Raw genomic sequence first — 16081 nt, 5'->3', positions numbered from 1 at the left:
AACAGTATCGACCTACCACTGCCTATAGTTACAGCCAGGCAACAGTCACCAAACCAAACCTTATTTAGGTAATAGCCAAGCGGTTTATTGAATGGTGGCAACATTACTTGCATATCCCGGTTGATCTGCTTCGCTAATGATTGATCCAAATCAAAGTCTGTTGAGTTCACCGCGTAGATTTACTGCATTGGTGAACAGGACAGGAAGTCCTTCGTATCACGTAAGCCCCCGAGTAACCGGGCCACTAGTCCGAATACAGAAAAATGCCCTGTGCGATTCATACATGGGCAGGGATACCCGTATGCGCCGGATACACCTGTTTTGGCTTTCCTGCGCGGTGATTATTTGCACCGTGCCAGCACTTTCAGGCTGCTCTAATTGGCCTTCGCATGACTTGTTCACCGGTCGACAGACGCACGTCAGAACTGTTCCACCAACATGTTTAAACCTTATATCGATATCGACACCTCCAGTTCAGGGTCGCGACCTTGATGTTTTGAAGGCTGCGTTCAAACGCGTTCGCACCGGCACGCCGATGCTTCCCACCAAGCCACAGTTGCTTGTGGAAATGGCAACGAATGACAAAGTCGGTGCGCCGATTTTGCATGTCCAAGTGGAGCAACTGGTGAAACACGATACGCCCGGGGTGGACGCACCCGCGGCAAATAAGCTGCTGCAGAAGGCGAAGGTGGGTGTGGCGGCGAAAGAGAATAAAAAGGAGACTGCGCCGGATAGCGCGTCCATCAAGGCCGAAACCGTCGCGCAGGAGTTAGCCAAACGTATTCCGTGGCTCATCAATGGGTCACAAGATTATGTCGTTCTGCAAAGCAATAAGCCAGGCGCGGAGCAAGCCGCAACAGCCGGACTTGCCGTGATCAAACTAATGATCGACAAGAAAGCTACGTTGCTGGCAGCCAACACCGGTGAGCGCATCACCACTTTTGGCCCAGACGATCTAGCAACAATACAGCCTTCGATGCAGCAGTTTGCCAGCTTTGAACCGTTTCGCTTGGTCACGTTACTGACGGCCAGGCAGATCATGAATGAGTTGAAGGGCTCGCAGTTAGAAGAGACGCCCAAACTGATCGCACTAGTGGCGACCTTCAATGCGTCGGTTTTTCTTTCGGCCTATTTCGACGAATACCTTGGCGCCGGGCAGTTCGTGCAAGTCAGCGTCAACCAGAAGTCACTGGAGGATGACGTGATCCAACAGTTCGAGAGCAAGCTGAAGACACCCCTGCCTGACGAAGCAAAAAAGCAGCTTCGTCTGGCAGTGGGCAACGTCTGCAAGAATGCACCTGACCATTGTACGGCCCTGCCGAAACTCGGCAGCGGAGGCTTCACCACACTGTTCGGGCAAAGCCTGCAGTTCGGTGGCATTTCTGTCGCATTCGACAGCGCCTCGAAAACTGCACCCTGGAGGCCTTCGATCAGCGCGCCATCGGTTGGCGTGCTCGGGCCACAACTGATGCAGGTGCTGGTTGAGGCGATGTTCGATGCTAATGGACAGCATCCGCCTGGACTGAAGACTTCGACGGCCTGCGCCCAAAAGCTGTTCCAAGTCGATGATGCCGACGAACCTCAATGCGTTGAAGCGAGCCAGGCTGACGCGGGGTGGGAGAGGGTCAACCGGCTCGGTAACGCGACGCAAGCGCTGGTCACTACTGGTGTGGGCACGTTGATACGTGGCGGCAACATTGCAGCACTAAACAATGAGGCGGTCGCCAACACGGTCGAAACCTTTGCCGGTGTCACGATGCGCAAGGCCGTTCAACAGGTGATGTGGGCCTGCAACGCGCCAACCACCGTGAGCGTGGACGAGCCATGAAGCGTACCAACTCGCGGGCGGCATGCCTTGGGCTGGCACTCATGTCCATGGTGCTGACGAACTGTACCACTCATTCCTTGCCTATCCATGGGCCCAGTTCCTACCTAGCAAAAGGTGAGCGACCCGCTAACGCACCTCCAGGACCGTTGGTGGGATTGGCTCTTTCCGGTGGCGGTAATCGCTCGGCATTGTTCGCCTCCTACGTGATCGAACTGCTTGGTGTACTGCCTGTTTCCCCAGAGACGGGTACTCAGCCAGTCAGTTTCCTCTCCACACTGGGTTTCATCTCGAGTGTTTCGGGCGGCAGTTTTGCCGCTGCGTACTTCGGAATGCGAAACCCCTCTGCCTCACCCTCGGATTTTAACGCGATGCTCTCCCCGCAAGGTATTCCAAAAGCCTATGCGTCGTTTTTCTCCGACTATCACGTGATGATGAACCACGACTGGTTCCATGCCGCGCTGGTTCGATCCTACCTCTCGACTCTGGGCTCATGGCGTTCGCAATGGCTGGTGAATGGACTCGACGAAGCGTTTCTGGACAAAGCTACTTTCGGCCAACTGGACAAACGCCAATCGCTGGGACGCAGCCCTTATCTGATTTTCAACACGACGCACTACGACACGGGCCGTCGTTTTGTGATGACTACCATTGCGCAGCCTTACTTCTGTATCAATGTAGAGGCGCTACTCACCAATGTGCTGTCGTCGAGCTTGCCGGTAGCAAAGCAGATCGGTGTTCAGAAGGCGCAAAGCAACGACTGCGATATGACCGACCCGTTGACCCCGGAGGGTTTCGACCGGATCGATAATAAAAATTCGTTCCAGATAGCTTCGGCGGACATACCGATATCGTATGCGGTTGTGATGTCTGCAGCATTTCCTGTGGTCGTCGGGCCGGTTGCCTATCAAGTCGAGGGGCAAGAAAGGCTATTCCACGTTATCGATGGCGGGATCACTGATAACAGCGGGGTCGAGTCGCTTGCGCAGCTGTTCCTGAACAAGCTCAAACAGCACGAGGATCAGCACGCACTGATCGTCGAACTCGATGCTGGCATGCCCTTCAATAACGAAGGCACAGCGATCAAGGACGCCAGCACACCGCTGTCGACCCTCGTCGGTGACCCGTCGCGCCTGTCCGACATTCAAGAGCAACGTGCGACTTTGTACCGGCGTGACCTCTGGCACCTCGCCAACGAGTTGGCGAGGTGCCAGACCAGCAGCGACAACGCGGACATGACCGACTGCCCTAACCCCGGCGGCGAAATACCCTCGGCGAGCCTGCTGGTGTCACGCCTGAAAATTCTCCCGCTGCGTCATTACGATCTAGGCGTCGACTCGCTGCGGGTCGATGTCGATCACGATCCTGTTGCGCATGACATCCCTTGCCACAGAGAGTGGAATACGCCTGAAACAGTGAAGTCCGCGGTGCGTAACCTGCGCACTGACTTTTACCTCAAGGAAAGTTGCGACGTCCCGTTAGCGCGCATTGCCGCCTGTTGGGCGGTAAAGCAGAACGCGCCAAAGATTCAAGCGTGGTTTGCTCGGCGCAGCGGCAAGAGCGCACCTGAGCTTGATGGTTTCAATGGCCGAGTCGATCAGTTGTGCCCGGAGCTGAAAGGCAAATGGACGCAGTTCAATAAGACCCCAACACTGAACTCATCATGGGAATGATCATGACCAAGCAGATCCTGTTGTTTTCAGATGGCACCGGCAACAGTTCGGCGAAAGCGCAGAAAACCAACGTCTGGCGACTGTTTCAGGCCGTTGACCTGACCCTCCCCGACCAAATTGCCTTCTACGACGACGGCGTGGGATCGTCGTCGAACAAATACCTCGCGATTCTCGGCGGCGTGTTTGGCTGGGGTCTGAAGCGTAACGTGATCGACATCTACAAGTTCGTTTGTCGTAACTACAAGAACGGCGATCAGATTAGTGGTTTCGGGTTCAGTCGGGGGGCATTCACTATTCGTGTGCTCGTTGGGTTGATGACCCATGAAGGGTTGCTCAAGCCCATGTCCGAAGAGGAACTGGATCGTTATGCGCGAGCGGCGTATCGCTCCTATCGGTCAACCCGGTTTATTAAGTCGCATAACCCCGTCGTGCATTGGCTGCGCGTAGCACGCGACCAATACCTGCACCTTTACGATCGCCTGCGTGGCTTCCCGACCTACACAAAAACAAAAAACCTCAAACCCTCTCTCCATTTCCTGGGGCTATGGGACACCGTGGGTGCGTACCAAATACCCTTGGATACGTTAAAGCAGGCCATCAACCTGGCGATCTGGCCGATGTTATTTGTCGATTTAACTCTGGGTGTAAACGTCAAGCGTGCTTGCCATGCGCTCTCCCTCGACGATGAACGACGCACCTTTCACCCGGTGCTTTGGGACGAGGAAGGCGAGGCCGAATTGATTGTAAAGGGCGAGGTTGCGCCTGGACGTCTGACCCAGGTCTGGTTTGCCGGCGTGCATTCAAATGTGGGCGGAGGCTATCCAGAGGACCAACTTTCGTATGTACCGCTGCACTGGATCATGAGCGAAGCAGCCGCGTCCGGCATCCGATTGTTGCCTGGAGCTGCGAGCGAGGTCGCCGCAGAGAAATCACCTTTTGCGCGGATTTACGATTCACGGTCAGGCTTCGCTGCATTTTATCGCTATGAGCCGCGCCAGATTCGCCCCCTCCATTACCCGAGCGGAGTACCTATCGAGCCGATCATCGACAGTAGCGTCTTGTTGCGTATGGCCCGCGGCACTGATCACTATGCGTCGATAACCTTGCCCAGTCGCTTCAGAGTGCTTGGGCCGCTCGGAACGGTCACACCGATGATCTCTTTTCCGCCGACAGCCAGACCTGCCCTCTCTCCGGTATCCCTCCTGGCCCCACCTGCGCAGCTCGCAAACTTCACTCCCGTGCGGGTGGTGATACCCGATCCCATTGCACTGCAAGTGGTCGGCGATACGATCTGGTGGCGACGGCTGCTGTACGTGGTGCAAGTCGTGTTCGCCGTGTTGCTGGCGTCGCTCCCTGTCCTTCCAGATACGTCTGACAGCGGGCAAACATCAAGCGCTGCGTTGCAAATCAGCCACGATGCGGTTCGCTTTGCCATTAACGCAATCAAGGGACTTTTGCCGTCAATCAGTACCCGCTGGACCGACGCCTTTGGCGCTCACCCTGATCTCTTTGTGCTATTGGTCGCGGGTTTGCTGAGCGCATTTTATCTCGGCGTGAGGCTGAAAACCCGCATCGCAGACCGGGTACGATTGGCTTGGCACGCCAACTTTCGCGCCCGCCATCTTGTGTGGTGTGTGCAATCCGCCCGAGGGGGTCGCAACACAACATGCCTGGCGCTAGTGATCGCCTTTGGGCTGTTTCTGATTTCACTGGTGATACAAGGCACGGTTCCGACTACTAAGGAACTGGGTGGTGCCTCGCTTGCCCTTTGGTTGCTGCTGGCTTGGCGCGAGTATCGACTGCGGATCCTGGAAAAATTCCAGCAAGCGCCAGAGCACTCGATGCCGACCACCTTCGCCCTCGACCTCGCGCACCGGCTGCGCTCAAATCCCTCACTGGTCAATGGCTACAACTACACCGTGAAGTATGTGCTGCCAACATTCGCTATCGCGCTGTTCCTTTTTCTGGCGGTCATGGTGATAAACAGAGCCGTATTCGACGCCTCCCTTGCCGCTGGCAAAATTTGTATATCTCCCGAACCAAACGCTCCAACGAACTTCAAGACCAACGAAATCTGCTGGCCTTCGGGTATTCAACTGGTGAAGGGTGCCACGTATGAGATCACCCTGACCACAGACGGTAACTGGTTTGATTTAGCAGAGCGTGGAGACGTTGGCGGCTTTGCGACCGACACATCCGCCCACCTCTTCGCCATGCTGCTGCGCCGCTACTGGTTCGAACCCTGGTTCAAGCCAGTGGCCCGTATCGGCGTAACCGGGGACGATGAGTATGTGCTGGATCCGGTCAACCCGTTCACCGCGCATCATTACAAAAACGAACATTGCGAGCCCAGGTCACGTTTTCTGCCGCTCAGCGGCAAAGAGGCTACGGCCCGCATGAATGCGGACCGGACACCCGCGGACCGCAAAACACTCGCTGCGAAAATAACAGCGCAAACATCAGGTGAGCTATTTATCTACGTGAATGACGCGATACTCGCGCCCCCCTTCAACACGAAGCTGTTTTATTCGAACAACTATGGTGACGCGGTCGTGACGGTTGAACGGTTGTACCCTGATGGAATATTGCCGAGTGCAAAAAACATGGTGATGGCGACTTCAGAAAAAGATGAAGCTCCCCGACTTTGTAAGCCTGCAAACAACCCGCAGATTGACGACCCTAAGTGATAAACCAATAACAGCTTGTGGACTTGGTTATCCCTGAGCTTGTATCCAATTTAATCCAAAAGCTCAATCTCAACCTGCCTCAGGAGTACTGTCGCCGACACTAACGAATAACTTAAATCAGCTGCGCTCTCCAGCTCGATGGTCGGGACACCAGTTCTACGATAATTGCATCATCGCCGGAGCTGCAATCGGGCCTCTGATTTTAACTAGCAAAGGGATTAGTTTCGTAGGAAAGGTATCGGTGCAGGTACCAAGCGCGTAACTATTTTTAGGTTCTCTAGCGGACGAACAAACTATGGATAACGATAGTGTTTATGATGTTCAGAGTGGGCAGGCGCAAGCTGATGCATTAGCGGATAAACAGTATCAAGTTGAGCGAGATCGAATCCGCCATCGCAGGCAACAATTAAAAGTCGACCTGGAAAAAGACCCTGGCGATCCGCCGAGCATGATTTGGGGGCTTGCCTTGTCTGGCGGTGGCATTCGCAGCGCTACCTTTGGTCTAGGCGTTCTGCAGGCTATGGCCAGAGCAAAGGCTCCGAAGGCCCGTGCAATAGATTCGGGTGATGGCACCTGCAAGTACCTGCTTCCACATATTGACTACTTATCGACGGTCAGCGGAGGCGGATACATCGGTGCCTTCTATTGCAGCCTGTTCCAAGGAGGGAGGTTGCGTCCGTATCTAGGTCTCTCAGGTCAGGCTAACGATCCTACGGTTGTTCAGGCTGCTGTAAATGCATTCGACGTCTTGCGGTTCGAGCCGCCGGGAAGAATCCATAGCAGTGTGCATTACGATATTAGCGGTAACCTGCATGTAGGCGATGCCCCAACGGCCTGGTTACGCGAGAATGGCCGCTATCTAACGCCTTCGGGATCGGGTGACCTGTTTTATGGCATCGCATTGGCAGTACGCAACTGGCTGTCGGTTCACTTCGTTATTGGTATGCCAATTCTGTTCGTACTGGCCGCAATGAATGTTTTACTGATGTACATTAAATACTATATGCCCCAAACCTTTTTGGGTGAGCAATTACCCGAATTAGTGATGTCGCTTTGGCTACTGCCTGTATCGATACTCTTGTTTAGGGTGCTACCCCTAGGGCTTGCCTTCTGGTTGTTCTACTCGACGAAGAGTGTGGAAACGGACTCGTCCAGAATTATAAATTGGGCTTACGCCATTTGCTTGTCAGTGGTGATTTCTTTAAGTTTAGTTGTATCGTATTTTTACGGTTACTTGCCCCACAACCTTCTGTCGACCTTCGTCCTGGCAATACCCGTAATGATAATGGCCATGCTGTACGGCATATGGATATCTAAACTACCTGCAGTTGAGCGGAGGACCGTGCGCGATTTTAGGGTCAATGTCACTAGACGTCTGGCCAAGTCAATTAACTTTATGCTAGGTGTAGTCTTTCTGGTATCTGCATTTGAGTTATCGCATGCCCTTTACCAGTGGGCGTCCACTTCACCCTGGCTATCACTGACCCCTGCAGCCGTATTGGCTGGCATTGTCTGGCTTACTCGAGCGGTCGCCCGATTGTTCGATGAACGCTCGAAAAAAACGTCGTTGTTGAACCTTCCATTGCCCTATCTGGCAATGCCTCTAGGTATAGCGATGCTCAGCTTAACCCTCTTGTCTTGGGGCACTCTGCTGCACTGGATGCTCGCGGTAGAGTGCTGTTGGATATGCTCATTTGCTAATCTATGGGATGCTTGGATTTTGCTTGGTGTTGTGGCACCACTTGTCGTCATCACTGGTATTTTCATAGGTTTCCTCAATCTTTCTTCCTTACAGGCTTTATATTCAGCACGCCTCACTCGCGCGTACCTGGGAGCCTCCAATGGTTTCCGTTTCAAGTGGTCTGATGACAGGAAAACGCGCGAAGAAAAACTAAGCGTGAGCGAAGCCTTACCGGGAGATGACTTGTCGCTGGAGGACTATTACTGCTGTAACTCTTTGGCACCGCTGCACTTGATCAATGTCACAGTGAATCTTACCTCCGACATGACTGGGCAACTGGTCCAACGTGACCGTAAAGGGCTGCCGTTGTGTATTGCCCCCGGTTCCTACTGTCATGGCAAGTCGGATACGTTCTCGTACAGTTTCATCATGGATGGAGTTCCACGTACTCGTGTTAAGAAAACCGGGAATTTCAGTGAAGTTGATCAACCCTTGACGCTTGGCCACTGGATCGCAACATCTGGAGCTGCATTCTCCACCGGTCTAGGGCGGACAACATCGCTAGGCGCATCCTTGGTATGTGGCCTTGCGAACGTCAGGCTTGGAACCTGGTGGCCAGCCAATTTCGAGGAAGATGACAAACCTGAAAGTCAAAAAAATACCCGAAGGGACCCTTGGCTTGCTAGGTACTTACCTACCCCGTATTACCTGCTGAAAGAATTTACTGCGCAATTTCATGGTCTTCGCAGTGAATATCAGTATCTATCTGACGGAGGGCACTTTGAGAACACGGGTGTTTACGAATTACTACGCCCTGGGAGACGCTTGGAGCTGATAGTGCTCTGTGATTGTGGGGCTGATCCTGAGTATCGCTTTGAAGACATGGCCAACCTTATCAGGCTTGCTCGACTAGATCTCAAGCTGGAAATTGAAGCAGACACTGGCTATTTACAAGACAATCGGTTCCGCTCGTTACAACGCGTTATCGGCGTTTATGAGGACTTTCTTACTGGTACTGCAATAAAAAATGATAAAAATAGCTCCAAAATGGCAGACGACCAGTGCAGCTTGCTTTTCAATGTATTCGATCGAGATTCCGATCCACGGCGGCTGGTCTGCCTATTATTGGTTATCAAGCCAAATATAATCACCCGATTGAGTGATGATGTTCAGTTTTATTCGGTCACTCACCCTTCGTTTCCGAATGAACCAACAATTGACCAATTCTTTAATGAATCACAGTTTGAAAGCTATCGACAATTGGGGCTGAATATTGGGCAACTTCTCTTCGGCTCGGAAGGTCCGAAAAATAGTGGGCCGGGTGGTAAAAAACAAAAAACTTATGAAGCGACTCTTTGGGCCTATCTTAATAAACGGTTAAAAAAAATTAGAAAAGGCGCCAAGCATTAGTCCAGTTATACATGCGATTGCCAGTTAGGGATGAGATTGCCCATATTTCGTAGTTATCCTCTGACCGGTCGCTTTTGGCCGACTACCGCCCGACGCGAAGGACTGCTATGGGTCGATTCTGTTGAAAACGTCGGCCCAGATTTCCACGGTAGAAAAGTACGCGCTTGAGATTGAAATCTTTACATTGAGCAGAGGATTCCGGGCTCAGATTTAGCGTAGCGGCGCGCAAATAACACATCTTCAGCGGTCAGTATGTGGGCAGTCTGGAAGGACCGACTTTTTCCACAGAATCGGTCGCTAGTAGCCCTTCGCGACAGTCACGAATCGGCCGATTCTGTTGAAAACGTCGGCCCTGGTTTAGACGTCAGAAAAGTACGCGCCTGAGATTGAAATCCATACTGTGGATAGAGGTTTTCGGGCTCGGATTTTACGGAGCAGCGTGCAAAAAAGGCGTTTTCACCGACCAGTATTCGGGCAGTTTAAGAAAACCGACTTTTTCAACAGAATCGGTCGCAATCAGCCAGTCAAAGGTGGCCGCTACCGACCCCAGTGCGGTCTTGTCACTGAATCTCGTTGCAGCTGCCGAAGGATGCTTCCGCAGACCCTCGGTGTCGGTACCGGGCAAAGGCAATCCAAACTACTAGAAGTCCGGGGAGAAGGTTTAGGCATAAGCGAAGCTCAGACCTTATGACTGTCGCAATAGCGCAAGACATAGGTGAATGGCACCTGGATTTCTATCGCCGCCACGAGCCACTTTGGGTCGATGGCTGTCGGCCGCGGCTGACCCTTTGTCCTGCTTCATTCTCGTGCTAGGATTCGGCTCAAGAATAGCCCCCACGCCTCGGGAGGGACCTGTCCCTCACTGCGCACCAGGGGGTTAGTTTTTTATATCCGATCCCCAGCAAGACACTTCCCCCCACGTCTGCTACCACAATCCCCCTCCCTTAGTCCGTTTTGGCCATGTTGCCATCGTGAGCTCTCCTGTGGTTGACGCGCTCGGCTTGAGCGCCGTTCCCAACCTGGGAGGCGACACCGAGGGAACGTCCCACGCAGGTAACTATCGGCCAGAAGCGGTCGGTCGATTGCTCTTTCGCAGATTAAAGGGCACCTACTTGAGACTCCCGGCCAGGAACTGCTGCAACCGCTCGCTTTGAGGCTGTTCCAGCAGCGTGCCTGGCGCTCCCGACTCCTCCACCCGCCCCTGATGCAGAAACATGACGTGGTTCACAGTCGTATATGCCGTGGCCAGCGTGCGCAACAAACAATTGGACGATAACTTGGAACTGGCGCCCATCAGCCCGGCCAGGACGGCGATCAGCAATGAACAAAGTGCCAGTTTGATGGTAGCCAGGGTGCCCAGCAGAATCTGCGGGCCAAAACCTTCCAGAAACATCTCACTCTCCTTTTTCTTGTTAGGGCGAGGTGATGGGGGTAATGGAGCGCTCGAACGAGCGCCCTTTCAAGGTAACAACGACGCGTTACCTGGCGCCGTAGACGTCAAAATCGAAGTACTTGTCGTTGATCCGCGCGTAAGTACCGTTGGCGAGAATAGTTGCCAGGGCTTTGTTCAAGTCTTCACGCAACTCGACATCAGCCTTGCGCAGACCGAGGCCATCACCGACGCCGAAGAAGCCTGGGTCATCCAGCGTGGCACCGGCAAATTCATAGTCCTTGCCCGCCGCTGTTTTCAAGAAGCCGTAACTGGCTTGAATGGCACCCTGCAACGAGGCATCAAGTCGCCCCACTACCAAGTCGGCGTAAACCTGATCCTGATTTTGATAAGAAAGAACGTCCACGCCTTTGGAACCCCAAACTGCTTTGGCATAGGACTCCTGGGTCGAGCCCTGCTCCACACCAATGCGCTTGCCCTTGAGCGATTCGACGGTTGGCTGTAATCCCGATCCACGTTTGGCCACCAATCGAGCCGGGGCATTGGACACCTTGTCGGTAAACGCAATCTGCTCCAGACGTTTGGGTGTGATGGTCATCGACGACGCCACCGCATCGAACTTGCGCGCCAGCAGTGCCGGGATCATCCCGTCCCAACTGCTTTCCACCCAGACGCATCGGGCTTTCAGTTCGGCGCACAGAGCCTCGGCGATATCGACCCCGAAGCCGGTCAGCGTGCCATCCTTGTTCTTGTATTCCAGCGGTGGATACGTCGGGTCCACCCCAAGCTTCAACACTTTGCCAGACCAGTCGGCCGCATCCGCCAGGCTCGAGGCCGTCAGGAACACCAGGGAAACGGCTGCAATCATCTTGTTCATTTTTATTCCTCTTCAGGCCGCAGATTCTTTACAGGTACAACGGGTGGAAATGCGCCGTCTCAACACAGAAAACGTTCGACCAACTTGACCCAATAGCTCGCGCCCACCGGCAGGCAGCCGTCATTGAAGTCGTAGCCGGGGTTGTGTAGCAGGCACCCGCCTTCTCCCTCGCCATTGCCGATCACCAGATAGCTACCCGGGCATTTTTCCAGGACAAAAGCAAAGTCCTCGCTGGCCGTGAACGGACGCAAGTCATCGATCAGGTGTTCCTCTCCCAGCCAGTCACGGGCAACTTCATGGGCAAATGCTGTTTGTTCGGGATCATTGATCAACACCGGATGGCAATGCTGGTAATCGATGTGGACCCGGGCGCCAAAACTCTCGGCCTGGCCCTTGACCAATTCAGTGATTCTGACCTCCAGCAAGTGGCGAATCTCGGGGGTCAGGGCGCGTACGCTCAAGCTTAGGTCGGCGCTGGACGGGATGACATTCGAGGCACTCCCTGCATGCAGGGAGCCCACCGTGATAATCGCCATCTCCTGCGGGTTGACGTTGCGCGAGACGATGCTTTGCAGGGCCATCACGATCGAGGCACCGATCACCACCGGGTCGACGGCTTTGTGCGGCACTGCACCATGGCCACCATTGCCGATGATTTTGATGTTCACCGTGTCGGCAGACGCCATGAACGGTCCGCTGTAAAAACCCAAATGCCCTACGGGATAACCCGGCACGTTATGCATGGCAAAGATCGCGTCACACGGAAACCGTTCGAGCAGCCCGTCCTCCAGCATTTTCCTGGCACCGCCCAACCCCTCTTCCGCCGGTTGGAACATCAGGTGCACGGTGCCATTGAACGCCCGTGTCCGGGCCAGGTACTGACCGGCTGCCAGCAGGACTGCTGTATGACCGTCGTGACCGCAGGCATGCATGACACCGTCGATCCTGCTGGCATAAGGCAATCCGGAGGCTTCCTGTATCGGCAACGCATCCATGTCAGCGCGCAAGCCGATCGACCGACCCTCACCATTTTTCAGGGTGGCAACGACCCCGGTCTTACCGACCCCAGTACTGACCTCAAAGCCCCACTGAGTCAGACACGCTGCAACCAGCTCGCTGGTGGCGAATTCTTCAAAACCCAGTTCGGGGTGCGCGTGAATGCTGTGACGTATCGCGATCATTTCATCTTGCATCGCGGCAATACCAGGCAGGATCGAGCCGGTATTCATGGGTGTTCTCCTTCAACAGGGGCTGTGCAGCAGCGAAAGCGCTGTTGAAGTCGATCTTAGGGAACGGACGCTGGGCTAGGGAGGCGCAGTTTGGTTATGATGACAACCATTAGTTGTCAAAGTGGTTAGCAGATGAAATTGCATCAATTACAGGCGCTGATTGCCAGCGCCGAAACCGGCAGTATTCGCGCGGCCGCGCGTTCGCTGGAGATTTCCCAGGCCGCTGTGACCAAAGCACTGCGCGAGTTGGAAACCAGCCAGCAGCTACCGCTGTTTACCCGAACTGCCAGCGGTCTGAACTTCACCGAATACGGCAAAGTGCTGTTGACTCACGCCCGGCTGGTGATCAAGCAACTGGAGCATGCACAGACCGAACTTGATCACATGCGTGGCAAGGCTCAAGGCCGGCTCTGCGTCGGGATCACCCCATGGGTCGCCCTGACCTTCCTGCCCGAAGTCGTGCTGGCTTTTCGCGAACGCATGCCACAAATCAAGCTGGAACTGTTCGAAAGCCTGATGGCCGTTGCCCAGCCGCTGCTGCGCGACGGCAGCATGGACTTCGCGATTGGCCAACTCCACCCCACACAATCGACCCAGGAATTCGCCTGCGAAACCTTGCTCGACTACCAGACCTCGGTGCTGGTCCGCGAGGGTCACGCCCGACGACATGCGCGATCGATCCACGAGTTACTGGAAGAAAACTGGACCCTGAACTACGCGCCAGACGGGCACGATGGGCTGATGCAGGAACTGTTCTGGAAACACGGCGCGCAGATTGATGAGAATCGAATCGTGCGTGCTCATTCCCTGGCCATTTTGCAGATGATGGTCGAGCAGGCCGACATGTGTACCTGGGGGCCGTCCATCGTGAGCACAGCTCCGCCATTTCTGGGGCGAGTGGTATCCCTGGGGCTGACCGAGCAGTTCGAGCCCCGACAGCTGAGCATCGTGACGCGCCGTAATGGCGCGCTGAGCAATCCAGCGGTCTGCTTCACCGAATGCCTATTGCAGGTCATTCGGCGCCATGCGCGCTCGGCCAAAAAAGAAGACCGCGCGCTGTTTGAAACCTTGCGATTGAGGCTGTGAGGTGACCCTACGGATTGATGTCTGATACCTCAGGAAGTCTTAGGGAAATCTGACCATAGGTGCCAACGCCAAGCGTTCACTCCTGTCTGATTTCTGCACGTGGCGACAGGCGGCTCTCGGCCGATTCTGTTGAAAAAGTCGGTCCTTACAGACTGCCCACGTACTGACTGCTGAAAACGCCTTTTTTGCGCGAAGCTACGCGAAATCTGAGCCCGGAATCCTCTGCTCAAAGTAAAGATTTCAATCTCAAGCGCGTACTTTTCTGTTGTGGAAACCTTCGCCGACTTTTTCAACAGAATCGGCCAAAAGCAGTCATCGGCATGAAGGCAAAAGTGGCTGCCAAAAAACCGAAGCCTGTTTAAGTCTTCGGTTTTCCATTGGTTAATGCGTTGCAATCGCCGCGTCATGCTCCAGTTTTTGGTTTTCTCTTGAGCTTCTGAGCTCAACTGCGGCGGTTGAATGTTGATGTCCACTTTTCCCAGGGTATCGGTAAACGGGATTGGCCCCTCATAGTCGATGGACACCGCCTCACCGGTATCGCGGCCAATGTCGAATGTCTCTGTAGCGCTGTAGCGCTGTAGCGAAACGGTATTGCTCCGGACATCAACGCCTGACAGATGACTTATCGGGTATCGCTCGATACCCTTCCGTCTCCGTAACCTGACAGTCTCCTGGTCAATTCCCATCTCTCCCACACGAGCATGTCATGAAATCCCCTGCAGGTTTGCTGCTGTCGGCTATCGAGCTGGACCGTGCCAGTGCCATTCCCCTATACCGCCAACTGTATCTGCAGATTCGCAAACAGATACTCAACGGCCGAATCCAGGGGGGCGTGCGTCTGCCGTCGACCCGGACCTTGAGCAACGAGTTGGGGTTGTCGCGGATCACCATTCTCAATGCGTTCGATCAGCTGATTGCCGAAGGTTTCCTGGCCTCGCGCACGGGCGCCGGTACGTATGTCGGCACGGAGTGGGAAAGCCGGGGTAGCGAGGACGAGCAACCGCGCCAGCCACCGCGCCTGTCCGACCTGAGCCAGTCGATGCTGTCGCTGCGCAGCGATCATTTTCGCGGGGTGTCCTATGCCGACTGGGCCCCCTCGACCCCGACGTCCTTTCTGCCCAGCCACAGCACCTATGACGCCTTCCCGCAGGCGATCTGGCGGCGCCTGATGAACCGTTACCTGCTCAAACCCACCAAGGCCATTTTGGGTTATGGCGAGTTGCAGGGCTTGCAGGCGTTTCGTACCGCGATTGCCGAGTACGTCTTCGATGCACGTGGCATCGACTGCGATGCAGGGCAAGTGGTGATCGTTTCCGGCGCGCAGCAAGCGTTCAATCTGCTGGGCATGCTGCTGCTCAATCCGCAGGACAGTGTCTGGATGGAGGACCCGGGGCACATCGCCGCGCGCATTGCGTTGCAGGCTCAGGGGGCGCAGGTGGTTGCGTTGCGTATCGATGATCAGGGGATCGATGTCCAGCAAGGCCTGGCCGAGTGCCCGGATGCCCGCCTGGTGTTTTGCACGCCTTCGCGCCAGCATCCGTTGGGCGTCACGCTGAGTTATGCGCGGCGCCAGGCACTCGTCGACTGGGCTGCACAGCATCAGAGCTGGATCATCGAGGACGATTGCGACAGTGAGTTTCGCTACAGTGGCCGCCTCCTCCCGGCGCTGTATGCCATGGATCAGATGGCCCGGGTGATCTACGTCGGAACGTTCAGCAAAGTGCTCTTTCCGTCGCTGAGACTCGGTTACGTGATTCTGCCCCAGGCCTTGGTCGAACCCTTCTGCACCCTGCGCGCGGTCATGGATCGTAGCCCGCCCACACTACTTCAGGCGACAACCGCGGACTTCATGGGCGAAGGCCACTTCCTGGGGCACATCCGTCGCATGCGTGCACTGTACAAGGCGCGTCAGCAGGCATTGATCGAACAGCTTGAAAAGCAGATTGGCGGCTTCTTCAGGATCACTCCGGCGGATGCCGGCATGCACCTGATCGCCTGGCTGCCCCCCGAACTCAGTGACACTGACATCGCCCGGCAACTGGCCCGACACAACATCCACACCTACGCCTTGAGCGACTACCGCATCAAGCATGCCCTACCGCCGGCCTTGTTGATAGGCTTTGCCGGTACGCCTGAAAATCTGGCCCGGGAGCGGGTCGAGGCATTGGCCTTGGCCTTGCGCGCACTGGGTTATCTGCCATCGCCTTCTTGATGCGAGGCAAG

General features: G+C 55.0%; 9 protein-coding genes and 1 pseudogene. 6 read left to right on the top strand and 4 right to left on the bottom strand.

The features are described from left to right. Positions 1 to 301: 301 nt before the first annotated feature. The 4 genes from F7R06_RS28685 to F7R06_RS30920 all read left to right on the top strand — a co-directional run bounded on the left by F7R06_RS28685 (position 302) and on the right by F7R06_RS30920 (position 9276). Entirely contained in the window at positions 302 to 1828 is a 1527-nt protein-coding gene (locus tag F7R06_RS28685) for a hypothetical protein (RefSeq protein WP_139204811.1), read from the top strand. Next, positions 1825 to 3498, top strand: a complete 1674-nt coding sequence (locus F7R06_RS28680; RefSeq protein WP_090324432.1) for a patatin-like phospholipase family protein — start codon at positions 1825 to 1827, stop codon at positions 3496 to 3498. Before F7R06_RS28685 ends, F7R06_RS28680 begins: the two co-directional genes overlap by 4 nt. A 2-nt stretch (positions 3499 to 3500) precedes the next feature. Further along, on the top strand, positions 3501 to 6185 hold the full coding sequence (locus tag F7R06_RS28675; protein ID WP_159437818.1) for a DUF2235 domain-containing protein: 2685 nt from the start codon (positions 3501 to 3503) through the stop codon (positions 6183 to 6185). A 295-nt stretch (positions 6186 to 6480) separates the two neighbouring features. Further along, positions 6481 to 9276: a patatin-like phospholipase domain-containing protein gene (locus F7R06_RS30920; protein WP_090324435.1), complete on the top strand. Its 2796-nt coding sequence runs from the start codon at positions 6481 to 6483 to the stop codon at positions 9274 to 9276. A gap of 1225 nt (positions 9277 to 10501) precedes the next feature. On the opposite strand, the pseudogene F7R06_RS28660 reads toward F7R06_RS30920, so the two are convergent. The 3 genes and pseudogenes from F7R06_RS28660 to F7R06_RS28650 all read right to left on the bottom strand — a co-directional run. Beyond that, positions 10502 to 10669: pseudogene (locus F7R06_RS28660) on the bottom strand (histidine ABC transporter permease); the annotation flags it as partial. An 85-nt stretch (positions 10670 to 10754) separates the two neighbouring features. Continuing rightward, positions 10755 to 11534: an ABC transporter substrate-binding protein gene (locus F7R06_RS28655; protein ID WP_425415228.1), complete on the bottom strand. Its 780-nt coding sequence runs from the start codon at positions 11532 to 11534 to the stop codon at positions 10755 to 10757. A gap of 68 nt (positions 11535 to 11602) precedes the next feature. Next, positions 11603 to 12772 carry a M20 aminoacylase family protein gene (locus tag F7R06_RS28650; RefSeq protein WP_090324438.1) on the bottom strand — a complete coding sequence of 390 codons (1170 nt, stop codon included), beginning with the start codon at positions 12770 to 12772 and terminating at the stop codon, positions 11603 to 11605. Between the two features lie 132 nt (positions 12773 to 12904). On the opposite strand from F7R06_RS28650, the gene F7R06_RS28645 reads away from it, so the two are divergent. Beyond that, positions 12905 to 13858: a LysR substrate-binding domain-containing protein gene (locus F7R06_RS28645; protein WP_090324440.1), complete on the top strand. Its 954-nt coding sequence runs from the start codon at positions 12905 to 12907 to the stop codon at positions 13856 to 13858. A 29-nt stretch (positions 13859 to 13887) separates the two neighbouring features. On the opposite strand, the gene F7R06_RS28640 is transcribed toward F7R06_RS28645, so the two are convergent. Beyond that, a complete protein-coding gene (locus tag F7R06_RS28640; protein ID WP_162493931.1) occupies positions 13888 to 14382 on the bottom strand; it encodes a hypothetical protein in 495 nt (164 codons plus the stop codon). A 182-nt stretch (positions 14383 to 14564) separates the two neighbouring features. On the opposite strand from F7R06_RS28640, the gene pdxR reads away from it, so the two are divergent. Further along, positions 14565 to 16070 carry a MocR-like pyridoxine biosynthesis transcription factor PdxR gene (gene pdxR / locus F7R06_RS28635; protein ID WP_090324443.1) on the top strand — a complete coding sequence of 502 codons (1506 nt, stop codon included), beginning with the start codon at positions 14565 to 14567 and terminating at the stop codon, positions 16068 to 16070. Positions 16071 to 16081 lie beyond the last annotated feature (11 nt).

Source organism: Pseudomonas moorei (assembly GCF_008801475.1).
GTDB lineage: Bacteria > Pseudomonadota > Gammaproteobacteria > Pseudomonadales > Pseudomonadaceae > Aquipseudomonas > Aquipseudomonas moorei.
This window is presented reverse-complemented; position numbering and strand designations above follow the sequence as displayed.

Excerpts from the sequence above, each read along its gene's own strand:
- F7R06_RS28645 (WP_090324440.1), top strand. The coding sequence starts at position 12,905 with ATGAAATTGCATCAATTACAGGCGCTGATTGCCAGCGCCGAAACCGGC.
- F7R06_RS30920 (WP_090324435.1), top strand. The coding sequence starts at position 6,481 with ATGGATAACGATAGTGTTTATGATGTTCAGAGTGGGCAGGCGCAAGCT.
- F7R06_RS28650 (WP_090324438.1), bottom strand. The coding sequence starts at position 12,772 with ATGAATACCGGCTCGATCCTGCCTGGTATTGCCGCGATGCAAGATGAA.
- F7R06_RS28655 (WP_425415228.1), bottom strand. The coding sequence starts at position 11,534 with ATGATTGCAGCCGTTTCCCTGGTGTTCCTGACGGCCTCGAGCCTGGCG.
- F7R06_RS28680 (WP_090324432.1), top strand. The coding sequence starts at position 1,825 with ATGAAGCGTACCAACTCGCGGGCGGCATGCCTTGGGCTGGCACTCATG.
- F7R06_RS28685 (WP_139204811.1), top strand. The coding sequence starts at position 302 with ATGCGCCGGATACACCTGTTTTGGCTTTCCTGCGCGGTGATTATTTGC.
- pdxR (WP_090324443.1), top strand. The coding sequence starts at position 14,565 with ATGAAATCCCCTGCAGGTTTGCTGCTGTCGGCTATCGAGCTGGACCGT.
- F7R06_RS28675 (WP_159437818.1), top strand. The coding sequence starts at position 3,501 with ATGACCAAGCAGATCCTGTTGTTTTCAGATGGCACCGGCAACAGTTCG.